The organism is Sporosarcina sp. GTC18466 (genome assembly GCF_055389225.1).
Genome location: NZ_AP044037.1, coordinates 882,508 through 901,597, shown reverse-complemented (window position 1 = coordinate 901,597; position 19,090 = coordinate 882,508). Strand labels below are relative to the sequence as shown.

Here is a 19,090-nt window from a genome sequence, read left to right as displayed (position 1 = left end):
CCGACTCCAGCGGGAGCAGCACGTGCCTCAACACCTCACAAAGAAGCATGAGGCTTGAGGAGTGCCCGCGGAAAGCGTGCGTACTGGCGATTTTCGGCTTTTTGGACAGCCGCTTTTCTGTTATAAATAGATGCGCTGAACTTTCTCCCAGAATGAATTGTCTCTCAGTTTTACGGTCTTTACGACCTGGGCGCTGAGTTTTATTTCGATGTGCTCGACGCGGCGGATGCCGAGAGCTTCATTGTCGACGGCAATGGACGGGAAGTCATTGCCATCCTGGTGTACATTCAATTCCAGCTTGCGCTGGCCGCTCAGGATGAAAGGCGAGCCGAGCGTCCGGAAGCTGTTGTTATTGACCGAAGCCAGTTCAGTCACCTGAAAGCACGGGAGCAGAGGGTCTACTACCGCACCGCCGACCGATTTGTTATAGGCGGCGCTTCCGGTCGGCGTGGAGATGATCACTCCGTCGCCGAGGAATGTCTCGAACAGATGGCCGTCAATCCGAATGTCCATCGCGAACATCCGGATGATATTGGAACGGAGGCTGAATTCGTTCAAGCACAGAAAAGGAGCATGTCCATCAATGGTCACTTCGAGGACCGGATATCGCCGCACTTCGATTTCCGATTTGCGGATCGACTGGATGACGTCCTCCAATCTGTCATAGTGGAAATCGCAATACATTGCGTGCTTCCCAGTGGTCAAGATGCCGGCATAAAGGGTGTCCTTCCGGAAACCAGTCTTCCGTACCGCTTGCAGGAAGGTGCCGTCCGTTCCGAGTGAGATGATGCAATTCGCGCCGCCAGGATGCTCCAGCACATTGAACCCTTCCAGGCGCAATGCGGCGGCAACATTCTCTTTTTGATCCACTGATTTCTTGTCCTGCTTGGAAAAGATATATAAATTGTTTCTGCTCGTCATACAGATCTCTCCTTTCCATACACTTCCCCCATTTTAACAAAGAATGAAACATTTCACCGCTATATTCGTATAAAATGATGGAGCAATGAAAGGAGAGGGAATTAATGAATGGAAAACGTTGGATCGCAATTGCGGCCGCGACAATTTTAGTTTTCGTGTCGATCGGCATCAATTCGCTTTCGTACATATTCACAAGGGATCTGAATTCGTTCTTTAATGAGTTGGCAACACCGGACTCCCTGATGGAAAGTGTAATCGAGCCAGGTAACTCGCGTGAACGGATTGCCGTACTGAATGTTGATGGAGTGATCCAGGATACCGGCGCGGCTTCCTTGTTTGCATCTGCCGGCTATAACCACCAGGCGTTCATGTCGCAGCTCGCTTCCATATTGGATGATCAGACAGTGAAAGGGATCGTGCTGGAAGTGAATTCGCCAGGAGGAGGCGTAATGGAATCCTCCGATATTTATGATGCGATCCGCATCATCCAGGAAGAGCGGGATATCCCGATGTATGTGGCGATGGGCGGCATGGCCGCTTCGGGAGGCTATTATATTTCGGCCCCCGCCCAAAAGATCTTCGTCCATCCGGAGACCATCACGGGTTCCATCGGCGTCATCATGGAGAGTGTCAATTATGCTAAACTTGCAGAAAAGCTCGGGATCGACTTTGATACGATCAAAACAGGGCCGTATAAGGACATGATGAGCGGAACGCGGGAGATGAAGAAAGAAGAGCGGGAGATGCTTCAGGAAATGGTCAATGATTCATATGAGCGCTTTGTCGACATCGTCGCGGAAGGCCGTCATATGTCGGTCGCCGATGTGAAAAAAGTGGCGGATGGCCGGGTCATGAACGGCCGCCAGGCGATCGAGGCGGGGCTCGCTGATGACCTCGGAAAAGCGGGAGACGCCATCGAAGCGATGAAAGAGGATTACAATCTGCAAAACGCAACCGTATTTGAATTCGGCTTGAGCGATGGCATCGGGTCATTGTTCGGCATGAAAACGGCACGGCTGCTATGGCATGATCCGGAAGCTGAGTTGATCGGCAAGCTGCTGTCCGATTATGACGCCCCGCGGATGATGTATTTATACGGTGAGAGATAAGGAGGGAGACCATGACAGAACATGACGGACAATTCATCATGACAGAAGCCGGCAAGGCCGGGAAACCTGCAGTGGAAGAAGCCTTCCGCCAGAAGTACGCGGGATTTTGGATACGTTTCTGGGCGTATCTCGTCGACTTGCTCATCGTGACTTCGATTAGCGGCATCTTCGTGAAGCCGATTTTCAGGGTTGCCGACCTGCCGATCACAAAGCCGGGCTTCCTCTTTTTCAGCCCATACAAACTTGTTTTGCTTATCTTGCTGCTCGTTTACTTCGCGCTGATGACAAAATGGCTTGGCCAGACTGTCGGAAAGATGATTTTCGGAATCCGTGTCGTTGGGCGGGAAGGGAAGCTGTCCTGGAGCACCATCCTGTTCCGTGAAATCATAGGCAGGTTCATCTCCAAAACGCTATTCATCCCTTACCTGCTTGTGATTTTCATGCCGAAGAAAGAGGCGCTTCATGATGTATTCGCCGATACGCATGTCGTTCACGAACACGTGTATGAACGCTCTGCACGAGTGAGAGCCGGCAGCGCAGAGGGTGAACAGTTGCCAGACGTTCCTGTTGTTTAGTAGAATGAAGGAAATTGAGAGGGAGGGTCTATAATGGCAAAAGTCACATTTAAAAATGAGCCTGTCACATTGCTTGGAAAAGAAGTGGCGGCAGGGGACAAAGCACCTGAATTCACGGTATTGTCGAATGATCTGCAGCCTGTGACGCTTGACGATTCTAAAGGGAAGATCCGATTGATCAGCGTTGTGCCATCGGTCGATACGGGAGTGTGTTCAGATCAGACGAAACGGTTCAGCGATGAAGCGAAGTCATTTGGCGACAACGTTGAAGTGATGACAGTATCCGTCGATCTTCCGTTCGCGCAGGCGCGCTGGAAAAACGCAGCCAACATTGAGAATGTCGAACTTCTGTCAGACCATCGCGATCTATCATTCGGGGAAGCGTTCGGCGTAGCGATCAAAGAACTCCGACTGCTCGCGCGTTCCATTTTCGTCATCGATCCGGATGGCAAGGTGCAGTACGCGGAATATGTGAATGAAGTGACGGACCACCCGGATTATGAGAAAGCTCTCGAAGCGGTCCGGAAGCTCGCTCAATGAGCTGTTGAACGCAAAACACAAACAAGAAGGGGGGACCCACTCGGAAACGGGTGGGTTTTCCGCTATGAAGAAGACTATCACTATGTACACCAAGGAGTCTGTCATGACAAACACTGAAAATATTTTCACTTTCATCGATCGGAAAGCAGGGGCGGGCGGTTCCTTATATTTAGAAGGGATCACTGAAGCTTGCGGCGAATGGCTGCTAGGCAAAGATGCGCCTGACGTTTCAGGCGATGTCACGAGGGAAGAGATCAGAAGAGGCATTCAGCTGGCGGTCCTGAAAGGGATGAAGCAATTTGCCCAGCCGCATCATCAGATGACTCCTGATTCTATCGGGATGCTAGTCGGCTATTTTGCAGAGAAGCTGCTTAAGCCCAAGAATCAGGAAACTTCCAGTGTGCCGATGATATTGGATCCTGCGGCAGGGACAGGGAATCTGCTGTTCACTGTCATGAACGCACTCGAGAGCAACACGGACGCTTCAGCAGTGGAGATAGATGAACTGCTTGTCAGGCTTGCCGCCGCTTCATCGGAGTTAATGGAGCAGCCTGTCCGTTTTTATGTCCAGGATGCACTGCGTCCGTTGCTGATCGACCCTGTCGATCTCGTGGTCTCAGATTTGCCGATCGGCTATTATCCTGATGACGACAATGGGCTCAATTTCGAGATGATGCCAGCTGAAGGGCATGCATATTCCCATCATCTTTTCATCGAACAATCATTAAATCATCTGAAAGAAGGCGGCTTTGGCATCTTTGTAACGACTGCCGGCCTGTTTGATTCCGAGCAGTCTGAAATACTGAAGAAATATATCAAGCGGCATGCCGTAATCCGGGCGATTATCCAGCTGCCTGACACGCTATTTAAAAATGCTGCACAAGCGAAGATCCTCTTGATCGTTCAAAAGCCGGCGAAAGAGATGGCAGGAAAGCAATCATCGGATGTGCTTCTGGCAAAAGTGCCTGATATGACTGATAAAAATTCAATGATCCAGTTTTTTGGGAAAGTCGATAGATGGGCCGCAGAAATTTGATGGCAGCGGCAAGTTGGGGGTGAAGTCATTTGTTGATCATGGCAGTCAATGCAGGCAGTTCATCACTTAAATATCAATTGCTCCGGATGCCTGAAGAACAAGTAGTCGTAAAAGGCAGAGTGGAGCGGATCGGTCTGCCAGATTCCATTTTTATCATGCAGGCGGATCACGTGGATGTGAACGAAGTGAAGGATATACCGGATCATGAAGAGGCGATCCAGATGCTTCTCCGTTATTTGCTCCGTGAAAAGATTGTGTCATCGTTTGACGAAATCGATGCAATCGGACATAGAGTTGTCCATGGGGGCGAATCATTTGCGGAATCTGTCGTCATCGACGAGGATGTCGTGAGACGGATCGAGGAGCTGTCGACATTTGCGCCGTTGCATAATCCGGCGAATGTCGTCGGAATTCTGGAATTTCAGCGTGCGCTTCCAGGCGTGCCGGAAGTCGCCGTTTTCGATACCGCTTTTCATCAGACAATGCCGGAAAGTTCGTATCTATATCCATTGCCATTTGAATACTATGAGAAGTACGGAATCCGTAAGTACGGATTCCATGGCACTAGCCACCAATACGTCACGCAGCGTGCGGCAGCCATGCTGAACAGGCCGCTCGGACAGACACGGTTCATCTCCTGCCATCTTGGGAACGGAGCGAGCATCGCAGCGGTGCAGGGCGGAAAATCGATTGATACGTCAATGGGCTTTACGCCGCTGGCCGGCGTGACGATGGGAACCCGCTCGGGCAACATCGATCCCGCATTGATCCCTTATATTATGGAGAGGACGGGGAAATCGGCGGAGCAGGTGATCGATGTGCTCAATAAGCAGTCCGGAATGCTGGCACTGTCCGGGTATTCAAGCGACTTGCGGGATATTACGCAGGAGGCGGAGGCCGGCAACGGACGGGCGAAACTCGCTCTTGACGTGTTCACAGACCGGATCCATAAGTATATCGGTTCGTATGCGGCAAGGATGGGCGGAGTGGATGCCATCATCTTTACTGCCGGCATCGGTGAAAACAGTCCGGAAGTCAGAAAGAAAGTATTGGAGAGCCTGGAATTCATGGGGGTATATTTTGATCCCGACCTGAATGAAGTGACAGGCAAGGAAGTGTTTATCAATTTCCCGTATTCTCCTGTGAAAATCCTGGTGATCCCGACGAATGAAGAAGTCATGATTGCAAGGGAAACTGTGAAAACGGCACATCTAGGTTGAAAAAACCGCCTCCGGCATCAAAGCTGGCAGGCGGTCTTCCTTATGCTTACTTATACTTCTTCCGGTGTACGGACGACGAGGACGTCACATTTTGAAGAGCGGACGATATTTTCGGAAACACTTCCGATGAGGAAACGTTCGACTTTGTTGAGGCCAGTCGCCCCGCAGATGATGAGGTCCGCGGATAGCTTGGACGATAGATCGCGGGTGATCATTGTCTTCGGCGATCCATACTCCACATAGATGTTGACGTTAGTAAGACCGGCTTTTTCAGCTTCTGCTTTATACCCGTTCAATAGTTCTTCCGCAAAGTTCTGTGCGCGTTCAGCGATCGAGCGGTCATACGCTTCGACTGCCGCATATGAGCGAGTGTCGATGATGTTCACCAGGTTCAGTGTCGCCTCGTTCCTGTTTGTGATCGCCACTGCTTTTTTAAATGCCCATTCCGACTCTTTCGACCCGTCAACGGCAACAATGATCTGTTTGTATTGTAGTACCATCTAAAACATCTCCAATCTGTTTGTTTATCTTTCTACTATACCTATTCGCTGCATAGTGAAAACTTCCTGCCTGTTCCGGAAAAGTTAACGTCAAATTGCGACAAATTTGTCACAGCGGATCGATCGCCGGTAAAAAGAAATCGGCGAACAAAAAGAACAAAAGTGATCAGGTTTCTGATAAGATTATAAATGTATGGGCTCCCGCGACGAAATCGGACAGACCCCGAACATCCCTTAAGGAGGAATTGTAATGCGTATTGGTGTACCAAAAGAGATCAAAAACAATGAAAATCGTGTCGCTATGACGCCGGCAGGTGCCTTCAACCTTAGCTCAGCCGGTCATGAAGTGCTGATCGAAACAGGTGCTGGTCTTGGCTCGAGCTTCACGGATGAAGATTATATCGAAGCTGGAGCGAAAATTGTCGGTACGGCGGAAGAGGCATGGGCGGCGGATATGGTCATGAAGGTAAAAGAACCGCTCGATTCCGAATTCGGTTATTTCCGTGAGGGCCTGATCCTGTTCACGTATTTACACCTCGCTCCGGAATTGGAATTGACGAAAGCGCTTCTTGAGAATAAAGTGGTTGGAATCGCTTACGAGACAGTCCAGCTGCCAAACAACTCGCTTCCGCTGCTAGCTCCGATGAGTGAAGTGGCCGGCCGCATGGCTACGCAGATCGGCGCGCAATATCTTGAGAAGATCCAAGGCGGCAAAGGGATCCTTCTATCCGGCGTTCCAGGCGTTTCACGAGGCAAAGTGACGGTCATCGGCGGCGGCCAAGCTGGCACGAACGCTGCAAAGATTGCAGTTGGCATGGGTGCTCAAGTGACGGTGCTCGACTTGTCTGTTGAGCGGCTTCGTCAGCTAGATGAAATTTTCGGTAACGATATCCAGACACTTGTGTCGAATCCATTCAATATTGCGGAATCAGTCAAGGATTCCGATCTGGTCATCGGCTGTGTATTGATTCCTGGCGCGAAAGCTCCTAAACTTGTATCCGAAGAAATGGTCCAATCCATGAAGCCAGGCTCCGTCCTTGTTGACATCGCGATTGACCAAGGCGGCATCTTCGAAACGTCCGACCGTGTGACAACGCATGACGATCCGACATATATCAAGCACGGCGTCGTCCACTATGCGGTTGCGAATATGCCGGGTGCGGTTCCACGCACATCGACAATGGCATTGACGAACGTGACTGTGCCATATGCGCTTCAAATTGCCAATAAAGGGTACAAGCAGGCGTGCCTCGACAACGCAGCGCTCCAAAAAGGCATCAACACTTTGGAAGGCCATGTGACATACAAGGCTGTAGCAGACGCGCAAGGCCTTGAATATGTGGCGGCAGAATCCTTATTGAATAACTGATCCGGCTGGCAACTGCCGGATGCATGAAAAGACCCAAGCAGTGCAGCACGCACAGGCTTGGGTCTTTTTATTGTTGCTGGATCATTGATTTTTATGGTTTGATGATTTGAAGTTCTTTCGGGAATTTCGTTAGCACCTCAACACCATCCGCGGTTACGACTACATCATCTTCGATACGAACACCTGTGATGTCAGGGTGGTAGATGCCTGGCTCAATGGTGAAAACCATGCCTTCTTCCAGTGCCAAGTCGTTTGTGCCTGTAATGGACGGGAACTCATGGACCGAGATGCCGAGACCGTGTCCAAGTCGGTGCGTGAAGTACTCGCCATATCCTGCATCCGTGATCGTATCGCGTGCCGCTTTATCAAGGTCACGCGCTTTTACGCCTGGCTTCACAAGGTCGATTGCAGCCTGCTCCGCTTTCCGGACGGTCTCGTAGATCTCCCGCTGTTTTTCGGAAGGCTCCCCGAATGACACGGTGCGTGTGATATCAGAACAGTATCCCTCATAGACGACACCGAGGTCAAAGAGGACAAAATCGCCTTTCTGGATCTTCCGGTCTCCTGGCGTGCCATGCGGAGAGGCGGTCTTCGGACCGGAAAGGACCATCGTATCGAAAGACATCTTTTCAGCGCCAAGCCGTTTCATTTCGAATTCAATCGCCATCAGGATTTCGAGTTCCGTTTTCCCTTCGGCAATCTCGCTGCAGCCGATTTCAATTGCACGGTCTGCCAGCTCAGCTGCTTTCCGCAATTTGCGGAGTTCATCCTCGCTTTTAATATTGCGCATCCGATTCAATTGCTCATCCAGACGGCTGAATGTCGCTCCCGCGATCAATTGCTCCATTTTTTCAAGCCGTTCAACCGTCAAATGCGATTTCTCGATAGCGATGGAAGGAGAAGTCAGGCTGCGTGCTTGTACGGCGTTTGCGAGGAGCTCCCAGGCATCATCCGTATCGGCATGCCCCACAATTTCAAACGGCCAGCCTGCCGCCTTTGCATCCGGCACTTCCATCAGCGGACAAATTAAGAAAGGGTCCGCTTCCTTGAATACCATGACGCCTAGCAGCCGCTCATGCGGGTTGCTTAAAAAACCCGAGACGTAAAACACGTTGTCCGGCGTTGTTATGAAGGCGGCGTCAATCCCTTCTTCTTTTAGAAACTGCTGTATTTCATTCACTTTTTCCATGTGAACTCCTCCTTTGCCATATCATCGTACCAAAAAAGAGGGTTTTCGTGTTGGACAAAGAAACTAGACATGACCAACAATATTTGGAGGGATATTAAATGGAAATCTCATACCATGGACATTCTGTAGTGAAAATTAAAACCGGCGGAAAAACGATATTGATCGATCCGTTTTTGACAGGCAATGGTTTGACCGATTTGGATCCGGCCTCCGAAAATCCAGATGTCATCTTATTGACGCATGGACATAACGATCACGTCGGAGACACAATGGATATCGCGAAACGATGCGGCGCCTTGATCGTCGCGCCGAACGAGCTCGCCGTCTATCTCAGCTGGCAGGGGCTGGAAACACACGGCATGAACATAGGCGGCAGCAAGGAGTTCGACTTTGGCATTGTAAAATATACGAAGGCATTTCACAGCTCCTCTTACACGACAGAGGAAAATGAGATCATCTATACCGGCATGCCGGCTGGAATTTTATTCACGGCGGAAGGAAAGACGATCTACCATGCGGGAGATACGTCCCTATTCGGTGACATGGAACTGATCGGAAGACGGCATCCGATTGACGTTGCCTTCCTCCCGATCGGCGACAACTTCACGATGGGACCGGAGGATGCGGGGGAAGCAGTGAAACTGCTGAATCCTAAACTGACGGTTCCTGTGCATTATGATACGTTTCCGCCGATCAAGCAGGATCCCCGAGATTTCAAGCAGCTAGTAACAGACCATGAAGTGAGGATCATGGAGGCTGGAGATACGCTTTCCATCTGAAAGAGAGGGGCTGTCCAGAAAGTATAAATTTCATTATAAGGACCTTTTTAAAAAATTCTTAGGAGGATGTAGAAAATCGCCAGAAACGGCCGACTCCTGCGGGAACAGCACGAGTCTCAAGACCCCGCAGCGAAGCGAGGAGGCTTGAGCCGTGCCCGCGGAAAGCGTGCCGGTTCTGGCGATTTTCGTCTTTTCGGACAGCCCCTTTTTGGAGCGCTGCGGCGGGTGTCCTCTTTGCGCCAATTCGATTACATCTATGCTAAAATGGGCATAGGTGATTAGAGAAAAAGGTGAAAGTGATGTCGACGAAACATGAACTGATACTGCGCTACATCGAGGGGCTCGCAATCGGCGAGAAAATCTCCGTCCGCCAAGTGGCAAAAGCACTCTCCGTCAGTGAAGGAACCGCGTACCGCGCGATCAAGGAAGCCGAGAACCAGAAGCTTGTCAATACGATTGAACGGGTCGGGACCATCCGGATTGAAAAGAAAAAGAAAGATAATATCGAACGGCTGACCTTCGCGGAAGTCGTTAATATTGTGGACGGGGTGGTCCTTGGAGGCCGCGGAGGCTTACATAAGACGTTGACGAAATTCCTGATCGGCGCCATGCAGCTTGACGATATGCGAAGATATATCGATGCAGGCAGCCTGCTCATCGTCGGGAACCGGCTGAAAGCCCATGAAATCGCCCTGGAAGAAGGGGCAGCGGTGCTGGTGACCGGCGGTTTTGATGCGGCTGATGAAGCGAAGAAGCTTGCGGATGAATTGAATCTGCCGATCATCTCTTCAAGCTATGACTCATTCACAGTCGCGACGATGCTCAACCGGGCCATTTACGACCAGCTGATCGAGAAGGAAATTCTGCTGGTAGAGGATATCCTGACTCCGCTCAGTGAAACGGTCGCATTCCGGCCGAAGGAGACGGTGAGAGACTTCAATGAGGTGAACCGGCGCACGACCCACTCGGGTTATCCTGTCATTGACGGAAGCGGTAAAGTCGTCGGCATTGTGACGTCCCGGGACGCGGTCGGAAAGCACGAGGAGGAGACGATTGAAAAGGTGATGACGACAAACCTCATCACGGTGACGGCGAAAACGAGCGTCGCCTCAGCCGGCCACAGTATGATATGGGAAGGGATCGACCTCTTGCCCGTCGTTTCATCAGCAGGCAAATTAGAGGGGATCATCAGCCGGCAGGATGTCCTGAAGGCGTTTCAGATGACGCAGAGACAGCCGCAGCAAGGCGAAAAAATCGACGATATCGTCATGAATCATATGAAGGCCGGATCAGACAGGCCGCAGACCATCGAATTCACGGTCGCGCCCCAAATGACAAACCAGTTCGGTTCCTTATCGTACGGTGCTTTCACGACACTCTTGAATGAAGCCGGAAGTCGCGCCATCAAAATGAAAAAACGCGGGGAAAGCCTGCCTGAGAACATGAACGTCTATTTCATCAAGCACGTACAAATCGGGAGCACTGTCACGGTCGAACCGAAAATCCTACATATGAGCAGACGCTTTGCAAAAGTCGATTTCGACCTCTTTTCGGACGGCGATCTCGTAGCGAAGGCGATGATCATGTATCAGCTCTTCGAAAGATGAAAAAAACTGATGCATGGATGCATCAGTTTTCGTTCAATTGCGTCTCTTCATCGACAAACTGCTTATAATGGTTTGCCGCTTTCCGGTTGTTGATGAAAATATAAACACCGAACAATATGAAGATCGCTGACACTACGTATGTCGCAACCCCGCTGAACAACAGCAACTGGTTGACGCCGAAAAAGAAGAGCAGGCCGCCAAGGAAAGAACCCGCGAGGCTTGCGAACATCTTCTTGCGGATCGGAAACACGTGGCTCGTGCGGAATTGACGCGTTTTAAAATAAAAATAGAAGACGCCTGATGCAACGATGCAAAAGACGAGGACAAAATTCAATGTCTTCATGATAAAAGCCCTCCAGTAAAGAACTTCTTCCATTGTAGCGGCTTTCAAAAGGGAATGCGACTAGTAAAAATCAAAATCCGGAGGGAAACGGACATGCAGAGACAAATCATTGACACAATTGAGCAATATGACACGATTATCATACATCGGCACGTGAGACCCGATCCTGATGCATACGGTTCCCAGGTGGGACTGAAAGAACTCATCATGGCGAATTATCCGCACAAGAAAGTTTTAGCAGGAGGCACGCATGATGACCTGCTCTCCTATCTGGCCGGCCAGGATGAAGTGACAGAAGATGATTATGAGGGGGCTCTTGTCATCATTACGGATACTGGAAATACGGAGCGGATTGACGCCTCTTCCTATAAAAAAGGCGCATTCCTTTTGAAAATCGACCACCATCCTGACGTCGATCCCTATGGAGATCTGCGCTGGGTCGATACGACCGCAAGCTCGACTTCCGAGATGATCTATATGCTATTTGAGACAGGGCGTGAGCTTTACGACTGGCGCATGCCTGATTCTGCGGCGCGTCTGCTGTTTGCCGGCATTGTCGGCGATACAGGGAGGTTCATCTTCCCGAGCGCTACGGACAGGACGTTCGAGGTTGCAAGCCAGCTGATCAAATATGACTTCGATCGGACGCGGCTGTTCGCTGGAATGTATGAAGTGAAGAGGCCGCTTTTACATTTGCAAGGTTACATGTATCAGAATTTCACGATGGATGAGAACGGGACGGCTTATTTGAAGATCACGAAAGAAATCCTGCAGGAATTCGGCGTTACAGTGTCCGAATCATCCCAGCTTGTCGGTTCACTCGGTGATGTGAAAGGGATCTGCGCCTGGGTCATCTTTGTAGAGGAAGAGGATCAAATCCGCGTCCGCCTCCGTTCCAAAGGGCCGATCGTCAATACGCTTGCAGCGGAATATGGGGGAGGCGGCCATCCGCTTGCATCCGGAGCTTCCGTCTATTCATGGGAAGAAGCGGATGAAGTGATTGCGAAGCTGCAAGCCCTATGCGCTGACAGATAAGAGAGAGGCGGTGGGAAGATATATGGAACTTGTCTACCCGCAGATTGTCACCGGTGCCGACCTGCTGCGCGGCATCATTAAATTGGATGAACTTGCTCCGCTCCTGAAAAGGAGGGGAGCTGTCTCTTGTGGCATCGTGAATTCTAAATTGTATGGAGTCCGTTCGTTCAGTAAAGTGATGAAGAAGCATGGCATCCATCCGGTCATCGGCTTGTCTGCCATGATTGAGATCGAAGGGGCCGATCCGAGCGGCGCTCTTCTTTACATGTATGCGAAAGACGATGAAGGATACCGCAACCTCGTCAAAGCAAGCAGTGCAGCATCGACGAGGGAGGGGACCATTCCGCTGAAATGGCTGGAGGCGTACTCAAAGGGCTGCGTCGTCGTCTGCCCATTGACAGACCCCTCTTGGGAGAGTCTCCGGAGCGAAGACGCCGTGGCAAGGCTCCGCTCGGCCTTGAGGCAAGCGGAACTCTACATCGGCATCAGCAGGGCAGGCGGGGAGATCCATGACGAGGAGGAACCGATTGTCCTGACCGCAGGCAAACTGGGCCTCCCAATAACCGCTTGCTATGAAGCCCGCTTCCTGGATAAAAGCGATGCGTTTTCGTACGAAGTTGCGGAAGCGATCAGGCAAGGCTATAAGCTGAATGACAGCGGACGTCCGCGTTTCTCTTCGCAGGCAGCGTACACACCTGAGAAGGAGGAATTGCAGGCATGGTTCCACGACCGGCCGCAGTGGCTCGCCGAAGCGGGGCGGATCATGTTAAGCTGCGATGCGGAAATTGAGCCGGGACGGCAATTAATGCCCGTGTTTCCGGTGCCTGGCGGAGAAAGCGCCCCTTCCTATTTGCGAAAGCGAAGCGAAGAGGGGCTAAGCGGCCGGATTCCATCGCCGGATGCAGCCTACATGAAACGTCTCCAGTATGAGCTCGATATTATCAGCAAGATGGGGTTCGCCGATTATTTCCTGATCGTCGAGGATTTCATGAGATATGCAAGGGAGACCGGAGTGCTGACCGGGCCAGGACGGGGATCATCCGCCGGTTCGCTCGTCGCCTATGCGCTCCGAATTACGGATGTGGATCCCGTCAAGTACGGCCTCATCTTTGAACGTTTCCTCAATCCGGGACGGGTGACGATGCCTGACATCGATATCGACTTCGCGGACAACCGCCGAGGTGAAGTGATCGACTATGTCGCCCGTAAGTATGGCAAGAACCATGTTGCGCAAATCATCACGTTCGGCACATTGTCGGCGAAGTCAGTCGCCCGTAATGTCGCCCGGGTGTTCGACTTCTCAAATGAAGAAATGTCCTTCATTTCGAAACAGATACAGGACGGAAACGGAAAGCATCTGGAACAGGTCGCATCCCGTTCGCAAGCATTGCAGAAATGGATTGCCCTTGACCCGATCAGGCAGAAGTGGCTGCAGGCGGCCATTGCGCTGGAAGGGCTCCCGCGCAATGCATCCACCCACGCTGCAGGCGTCGTCCTCGCTCCTTGCCCGCTTGTGGACGCTGTCCCGGTCCAAAGCGGCGGGGACGAAATCTATTTGACGCAGTGGGCGATGGGTGATGTGGAAGAGCAAGGCCTTCTGAAAATGGACTTTCTTGGCTTGAGGAACTTGACGCTTCTAGATCGCATGAAATCGATGATCGAATTTGACACGGGACGGAAAATCGACTTTAGCGCGTTTCCGCTTAACGATCAGCGGACATTTGAATTGTTCCGCCGGGGCGATATGACAGGCATCTTCCAATTTGAATCGGAGGGCATGCGGGATGCGCTCCGGACAATCCGGCCGGAACGGTTTGAGGACCTGTATGCCATCAACGCCCTGTACCGGCCGGGTCCTATGGAAAATATTCCGCTCTACAGCAGGCGGAAAAACGGGCACGAGAGTGTACATTATATCCATCCGTTGCTTGAAAGTGTCCTGAAAGAAACGTTCGGAATCATCGTCTACCAGGAACAGATCATGGAGATTGCAGTGAAAGTCGCCGGCTTTTCCATGGCGGAAGCGGATCTGCTCAGGCGGGCCGTCAGCAAGAAAAAGCGTGAGATCATGCGTGAAGAACGCAGCCATTTCATCAGCAGTGCGGAGCGGAATGGTGTGCAAGCCGGCGTGGCGGAAGAAATCTATGATTTGATTGTCAAATTCGCAGATTACGGGTTCCCGAAAAGCCACGCGGTCGCTTATTCGCTGATCTCTTACCGGCTCGCATTCCTGAAAGCTCATGAGACGCCGTATTTCTATGCGGCGCTGCTAGGGATGGCAGGTGGAAATGACGAAAAGACGATGGAACTCATCCGTGAGATGAAAGAGCATGATATCGAGGTCTTGCCTCCTTCCATCAACCGGAGCAAGTATTTGCCGACAGTTGAAAAAGGAGCTATAAGAATCGGGCTTGGCATGATCAAAGGCGTGTCTCCCTCTGTCTACGAAACAATCCGGCGCGCCCGGAGGAAGGGGACTTCCTGGAAATCACTGTTCGACATGGCAGCCGCGATGGGCAGCGAATTCAATGAGAAGTCTGCCGCCGCATTCATCCATGCGGGCGCGCTTGATGAGTTCGGGGAAAACAGGGCCGTCTTGCTGGCGTCTGTTGATGCAGCGAAGAAACATGCCGCATTCGTCAGCCCGGATGGCGATGACCTTCTCGAAGATATCATCCGGCAAGTCGCAAGTCCCAAATACACGCCGGCAGGAACGATGCCGCGAATGCTCATGCTGGAAAACGAAAGGGATGTCCTCGGTTTCTATCTTTCCGAACATCCGGCAGTCGAGTTGAAAAAAAGGCTCGACAAGCCGGTCGCGGATATTTGTACAATCCCCTCGATGCGCGACCGGGCATTTGTGACGGCTATCGGTCTGATCATCGATATAAAACGGATCCGGACGAAAAAGGGAGAAGCGATGGCATTCTTGAAATTGCAAGATGAGACAGGGGAGATTTCCTGCACCTGCTTTCCGAAACAATACGCTGCCCAAAGTAAGGTGCTAGAGGAAATGACCATCGTGACGTTCAGCGGAACTGTCGAACGGCGCAACGGTCAGCCTCAGCTCATCGTCCAGTCCATCGACAGGATACAATAGGATTTATGACAGGCAAGCGGGCGCGCCCGCTTGTTTTTTGCATTCAGGAGAAGAATCACAATAAATAAAGGGCTATGAGGCAGGATTTCCATGAAAGATGTGGAATTCCCTTTACGTGGCGTCCTCTTTTCTGTATGCTAGGAACAAGAGTGGTCAGACCACTTTCCAACGATGAATCCCAAAGGGGTCTTCACATGCAAAATCAAAAGCCTCCATCGAAAATGTTTTTGGATATTGTCGGTGAATTGAGGACTATTATTAATAGGGAAGGAATCAAGGCGGGGGATAAGCTTCCATCGGAACGCGTTCTCGCTGAGCGTCTTGAAGTCGGAAGGTCTACAGTCCGGGAAGCGCTCAGAAGCCTTGAATTGCTTGGACTCATTGAAACGAGAAGGGGAGAAGGAACATTCCTCGGTGATTTCAAACGCCACCAGCTCGTGGAAGTGCTGTCCACTTTCATCATGCAGCAGCCAAACTCGTTGATTGATGTGAATCGGACGAGAATGATCCATGAGCAGGCCGCTATTCAGGCAGTCTGCGAAGATCCGGCTTTACGGCAATTGCCTGTATGGGAAGGCCTGATCACGCGTATCGAGCAAGAGGGAACGGCCAAGCGCGAAGATATCATCCGGGAAACAATCATCCTGACAGGCAACCGGCTGTCATTGAAAATCTGGTTTTTATTGAAACAATATAGCGGAATCCCATTCGATGAAAACATGACACAAGAGGAGAACGCCCTCGTCCTCGCCATGCTATCCCATATGGCGGAAGGGGAGAGTGCCCTTGCGGTTTTCGCATATCGACAATGGATGGAACGAGTTGAAGGGGAGAGAATGGCATAATGCGGAACATATTCACGAAAAGCAAGCGGAAACAGTCGATCACCATCCCGTCCACGGAAGCGAAAAATGATGTACCAGAAGGGATCATGACAAAGTGTCCCGAGTGTAAAGAGATCATATTGACAAAAGACTTGATGAAAACAGATAAAGTTTGTCCGAAATGCGATTACCACTTTAAGATGACAGCTAGGGAACGAGTGGAAAGCCTGTTTGATGAAGGCACATTTGTGTCGATCGACGATCATCTGAAGACGGAGAACCCTCTTCAATTCCCTTCTTATGCTGAAAAAGTGCAATCCGATGCGGCCAAGACGGGATTGAATGAAGCGGTTCTCACAGGCACGGGGAAAGTGGACGGGCAAGAGATCGCTGTCGCTATCATGGACTCCCATTTCCGGATGGGTTCCATGGGCTCAGTTGTCGGGGAGAAAATCACACGCATCGTTGAGAAGGCGACAGCTTCAGGAATTCCTGTCATCATCTTCTCCGCTAGCGGCGGCGCACGGATGCAGGAGGGGGTGCTGTCCCTTATGCAGATGGCCAAGACAAGTGTCGCACTTAGAAGGCATGCAGAAAAAGGATTGCTGTTCATCTCGGTGATGACATATCCGACAACGGGCGGCGTGTCCGCAAGTTTCGCATCCGTCGGAGACATCAACCTGGCGGAACCGAAAGCGCTGATCGGCTTCGCGGGCAGGCGTGTCATCGAACAGACGGTACGCGAAAAACTGCCTGAGAATTTCCAGACAGCCGAGTTCCTGCTCGATCATGGACAGATCGATGCAGTGATCCACCGGCGTGACCTGAAAGATAAACTTGCAGCCATCGCCCGGCTGCATCAGAAAGGGGATGCTTCGAATGAGTAAGACACTTGCGTTCGAAGAGCCGATCGTAAAACTGCGCGAGAAGATCAAAGAGCTGGAAGACTTCACGGAGAGCAGCGAGGTCGATCTTTCCGACGAAATCAGCAAATTGAATGCGCGGCTGAAACATTTGGAAGAAGAAATCTATTTGAATATGGAACCGTGGGACCGCGTGCAGGTAGCGAGACACCCGATGCGGCCTACGACGCTCGATTATATCAAGGAACTGTTCGAGGACTTCATCGAATTGCACGGAGACCGCACATTCGGCGATGACGCGGCGATCGTCGGCGGCATCGGATCATTCGACGGGAAGCCGGTGACCGTCATAGGACACCAGCGGGGGAAAGACACGAAGGAGAACGTCCGCCGCAACTTCGGAATGCCGCATCCGGAAGGGTACAGGAAAGCGCTGCGCCTCATGAACCAGGCGGAAAAGTTTGGCCGTCCGATCGTCTGCTTCATCGATACGAAGGGAGCCTATCCGGGGAAAGCCGCGGAAGAACGCGGACAAAGCGAAGCGATCGCCCGCAACCTTGTCGAGATGGCAGGACTTACGGTGCCGGTCATTTCAGTTGTCATCGGTGAAGGAGGAAGCGGAGGGGCGCTTGCGCTAGGCGTAGCGAACCATATCCTCATGCTGGAGCATTCCACGTACTCCGTCATCTCGCCGGAAGGGGCGGCGTCGATCCTTTGGAAGGATTCCAGTCTTGCAAAGCAGGCGGCGGAAGCGATGAAAATCACGGCTCCGCATCTGCTGGACATGGGCATCATTGACGGAATCATTCCCGAAGTGCTCGGAGGCGCGCACCGCGATGTGAAAGCCCAGGCGGAAATGATGCGAGACGCATTGCGGCAATCGATTGATGCGCTTTGCGCCCTTTCAGGTGCTGAACTTGTTGACAGCAGGTACGATAAATTCCGGAATATCGGGGTATTTACAGAGTGAATACGGATGCGGGCGAACAGGCCGCATCTTTTTTAGGTCCAGGAAACGGAAGTCCACGTCCAATAGTACGTCTAGCAATGGAGAGGAGTCAGGTGCCATGAAAAAGATAGCGGTTTTAACAAGCGGCGGAGATGCGCCAGGCATGAATGCTGCAGTTCGTGCGGTTGTCCGGAAAGCGATTTACGAGGATATGGAAGTGGCCGGGGTATTCGGCGGATACCAAGGGCTGATCGATGGGAAGATCGAACTATTGCAGCTTGGATCCGTAGGCGATATCATTCAGCGCGGCGGGACGATGCTCCGATCAGCGCGCTCTGCGGAATTCATGACGGAAGAAGGGCGCCTGAAAGCGATGCGGATGATCAAACAGAACGCAATCGAAGGACTTGTAGTCATCGGGGGGGACGGTTCGTTCCGCGGCGCCCGTGAACTGATGCAGCTTGGATTGCCTTGTGTATGCGTACCCGCAACAATCGACAACGATATTAATGGGACAGATTTCACGATCGGCTTCGATTCAGCGCTCAACACTGTCATTGAAGCGATTGATAAGATAAGAGATACAGCCTCATCCCATGAAAGGACATTCATCATAGAAGTGATGGGTCGGGATGCCGGTGACCTGGCGCTTTGGGCTGGCCTTGCAGGAGGAGCGGAGACAATCTTAATACCCGAAGAGCCGTATGATATGAAGGACGTGATCGACCGTCTGCAGAGCGGCACCGGCAGGGGGAAGAAGCACAGTATCATCATCGTGGCGGAAGGTGTCATGTCTGCATCTAAGCTGGCTGAAATCCTAAAGGAGCAGGCGGGCATCGAAACACGGGTATCTGTCCTTGGCCATATTCAGCGCGGCGGTTCACCGACGGCAAGGGATCGCGTCATTGCCAGCCGTTTTGGTTCCCGCGCAGTGGAAGTGCTGAAAGCCGGGGCAGGCAGTGTTGCGATTGGATTGCGTGACCAGATGGTGGTAGACTATGATTTGAATGAAGTGTTCGCTGAAAAAGAGCATAAATTGGATATGGAGCTGTACAAACTGTCGAAGCAGCTATCCATCTGAGTCCTTTGCGGCAGGAGCAGCCTTGCCTGCCTGGGACGGAGAAAAAGCGA

At 51.6% G+C, this 19,090-nt stretch carries 18 protein-coding genes; 14 read left to right on the top strand and 4 right to left on the bottom strand.

Annotation, left to right across the window (positions count from 1 at the left end; genetic code table 11):
- Positions 1–120 precede the first annotated feature (120 nt).
- Positions 121–921, bottom strand: a complete 801-nt coding sequence (locus tag ACZ5FK_RS04520; protein WP_464806718.1) for an NAD kinase — start codon at positions 919–921, stop codon at positions 121–123.
- A gap of 104 nt (positions 922–1,025) precedes the next feature.
- Between ACZ5FK_RS04520 and sppA the strand changes: the two genes are divergently transcribed.
- The 5 genes from sppA to ACZ5FK_RS04495 all read left to right on the top strand — a co-directional run bounded on the left by sppA (position 1,026) and on the right by ACZ5FK_RS04495 (position 5,401).
- Positions 1,026–2,030 (top strand): signal peptide peptidase SppA, encoded by a 1,005-nt coding sequence (gene sppA / locus ACZ5FK_RS04515; protein ID WP_464806717.1) that lies wholly within the window; start codon positions 1,026–1,028, stop codon positions 2,028–2,030.
- 11 nt (positions 2,031–2,041) lie between these two features.
- Positions 2,042–2,605 (top strand): RDD family protein, encoded by a 564-nt coding sequence (locus ACZ5FK_RS04510; protein ID WP_464806716.1) that lies wholly within the window; start codon positions 2,042–2,044, stop codon positions 2,603–2,605.
- Positions 2,606–2,638: 33 nt separating this feature from the next.
- Positions 2,639–3,145, top strand: a complete 507-nt coding sequence (tpx, locus tag ACZ5FK_RS04505; protein ID WP_464806715.1) for a thiol peroxidase — start codon at positions 2,639–2,641, stop codon at positions 3,143–3,145.
- Between the two features lie 103 nt (positions 3,146–3,248).
- On the top strand, positions 3,249–4,181 hold the full coding sequence (locus ACZ5FK_RS04500; protein ID WP_464806714.1) for a class I SAM-dependent methyltransferase: 933 nt from the start codon (positions 3,249–3,251) through the stop codon (positions 4,179–4,181).
- Between the two features lie 38 nt (positions 4,182–4,219).
- Positions 4,220–5,401 carry an acetate kinase gene (locus tag ACZ5FK_RS04495; RefSeq protein ID WP_464807361.1) on the top strand — a complete coding sequence of 394 codons (1,182 nt, stop codon included), beginning with the start codon at positions 4,220–4,222 and terminating at the stop codon, positions 5,399–5,401.
- Positions 5,402–5,451: 50 nt separating this feature from the next.
- Here the strand turns inward: ACZ5FK_RS04495 and ACZ5FK_RS04490 are convergent, their stop codons facing one another.
- Positions 5,452–5,901, bottom strand: coding sequence for a universal stress protein (locus ACZ5FK_RS04490; protein WP_464806713.1), 450 nt, complete (start codon positions 5,899–5,901; stop codon positions 5,452–5,454).
- 250 nt (positions 5,902–6,151) lie between these two features.
- Between ACZ5FK_RS04490 and ald the strand changes: the two genes are divergently transcribed.
- Positions 6,152–7,270 (top strand): alanine dehydrogenase, encoded by a 1,119-nt coding sequence (gene ald, locus ACZ5FK_RS04485; RefSeq protein ID WP_464806712.1) that lies wholly within the window; start codon positions 6,152–6,154, stop codon positions 7,268–7,270.
- Positions 7,271–7,361: 91 nt separating this feature from the next.
- On the opposite strand, the gene ACZ5FK_RS04480 is transcribed toward ald, so the two are convergent.
- Positions 7,362–8,459 carry a M24 family metallopeptidase gene (locus ACZ5FK_RS04480; RefSeq protein ID WP_464806711.1) on the bottom strand — a complete coding sequence of 366 codons (1,098 nt, stop codon included), beginning with the start codon at positions 8,457–8,459 and terminating at the stop codon, positions 7,362–7,364.
- Positions 8,460–8,557: 98 nt separating this feature from the next.
- Here ACZ5FK_RS04480 and ACZ5FK_RS04475 point away from each other — a divergent pair, with 98 nt between their 5' ends.
- Together ACZ5FK_RS04475 and ACZ5FK_RS04470 are read left to right on the top strand one after the other, a co-directional pair.
- Positions 8,558–9,238 carry a metal-dependent hydrolase gene (locus ACZ5FK_RS04475; protein WP_464806710.1) on the top strand — a complete coding sequence of 227 codons (681 nt, stop codon included), beginning with the start codon at positions 8,558–8,560 and terminating at the stop codon, positions 9,236–9,238.
- A gap of 299 nt (positions 9,239–9,537) precedes the next feature.
- Positions 9,538–10,845: a DRTGG domain-containing protein gene (locus ACZ5FK_RS04470; RefSeq protein ID WP_464806709.1), complete on the top strand. Its 1,308-nt coding sequence runs from the start codon at positions 9,538–9,540 to the stop codon at positions 10,843–10,845.
- A gap of 22 nt (positions 10,846–10,867) precedes the next feature.
- Here the strand turns inward: ACZ5FK_RS04470 and ACZ5FK_RS04465 are convergent, their stop codons facing one another.
- Entirely contained in the window at positions 10,868–11,188 is a 321-nt protein-coding gene (locus ACZ5FK_RS04465) for a YtpI family protein (protein ID WP_464806708.1), read from the bottom strand.
- Positions 11,189–11,281: 93 nt separating this feature from the next.
- Here ACZ5FK_RS04465 and ACZ5FK_RS04460 point away from each other — a divergent pair, with 93 nt between their 5' ends.
- From ACZ5FK_RS04460 to pfkA, 6 genes are all read left to right on the top strand, one after another.
- Entirely contained in the window at positions 11,282–12,223 is a 942-nt protein-coding gene (locus tag ACZ5FK_RS04460; protein WP_464806707.1) for a DHH family phosphoesterase, read from the top strand.
- 22 nt (positions 12,224–12,245) lie between these two features.
- Positions 12,246–15,323 (top strand): DNA polymerase III subunit alpha, encoded by a 3,078-nt coding sequence (locus ACZ5FK_RS04455; protein WP_464806706.1) that lies wholly within the window; start codon positions 12,246–12,248, stop codon positions 15,321–15,323.
- A gap of 194 nt (positions 15,324–15,517) precedes the next feature.
- Entirely contained in the window at positions 15,518–16,168 is a 651-nt protein-coding gene (locus ACZ5FK_RS04450; RefSeq protein WP_464806705.1) for a FadR/GntR family transcriptional regulator, read from the top strand.
- Positions 16,168–17,034 carry an acetyl-CoA carboxylase, carboxyltransferase subunit beta gene (gene accD / locus ACZ5FK_RS04445; RefSeq protein ID WP_464806704.1) on the top strand — a complete coding sequence of 289 codons (867 nt, stop codon included), beginning with the start codon at positions 16,168–16,170 and terminating at the stop codon, positions 17,032–17,034. Before ACZ5FK_RS04450 ends, accD begins: the two co-directional genes overlap by 1 nt.
- Positions 17,027–17,980 (top strand): acetyl-CoA carboxylase carboxyltransferase subunit alpha, encoded by a 954-nt coding sequence (locus ACZ5FK_RS04440; RefSeq protein ID WP_464806703.1) that lies wholly within the window; start codon positions 17,027–17,029, stop codon positions 17,978–17,980. Before accD ends, ACZ5FK_RS04440 begins: the two co-directional genes overlap by 8 nt.
- Positions 17,981–18,077: 97 nt before the next feature.
- Positions 18,078–19,040, top strand: a complete 963-nt coding sequence (gene pfkA / locus ACZ5FK_RS04435) for a 6-phosphofructokinase (RefSeq protein WP_464806702.1) — start codon at positions 18,078–18,080, stop codon at positions 19,038–19,040.
- Positions 19,041–19,090 lie beyond the last annotated feature (50 nt).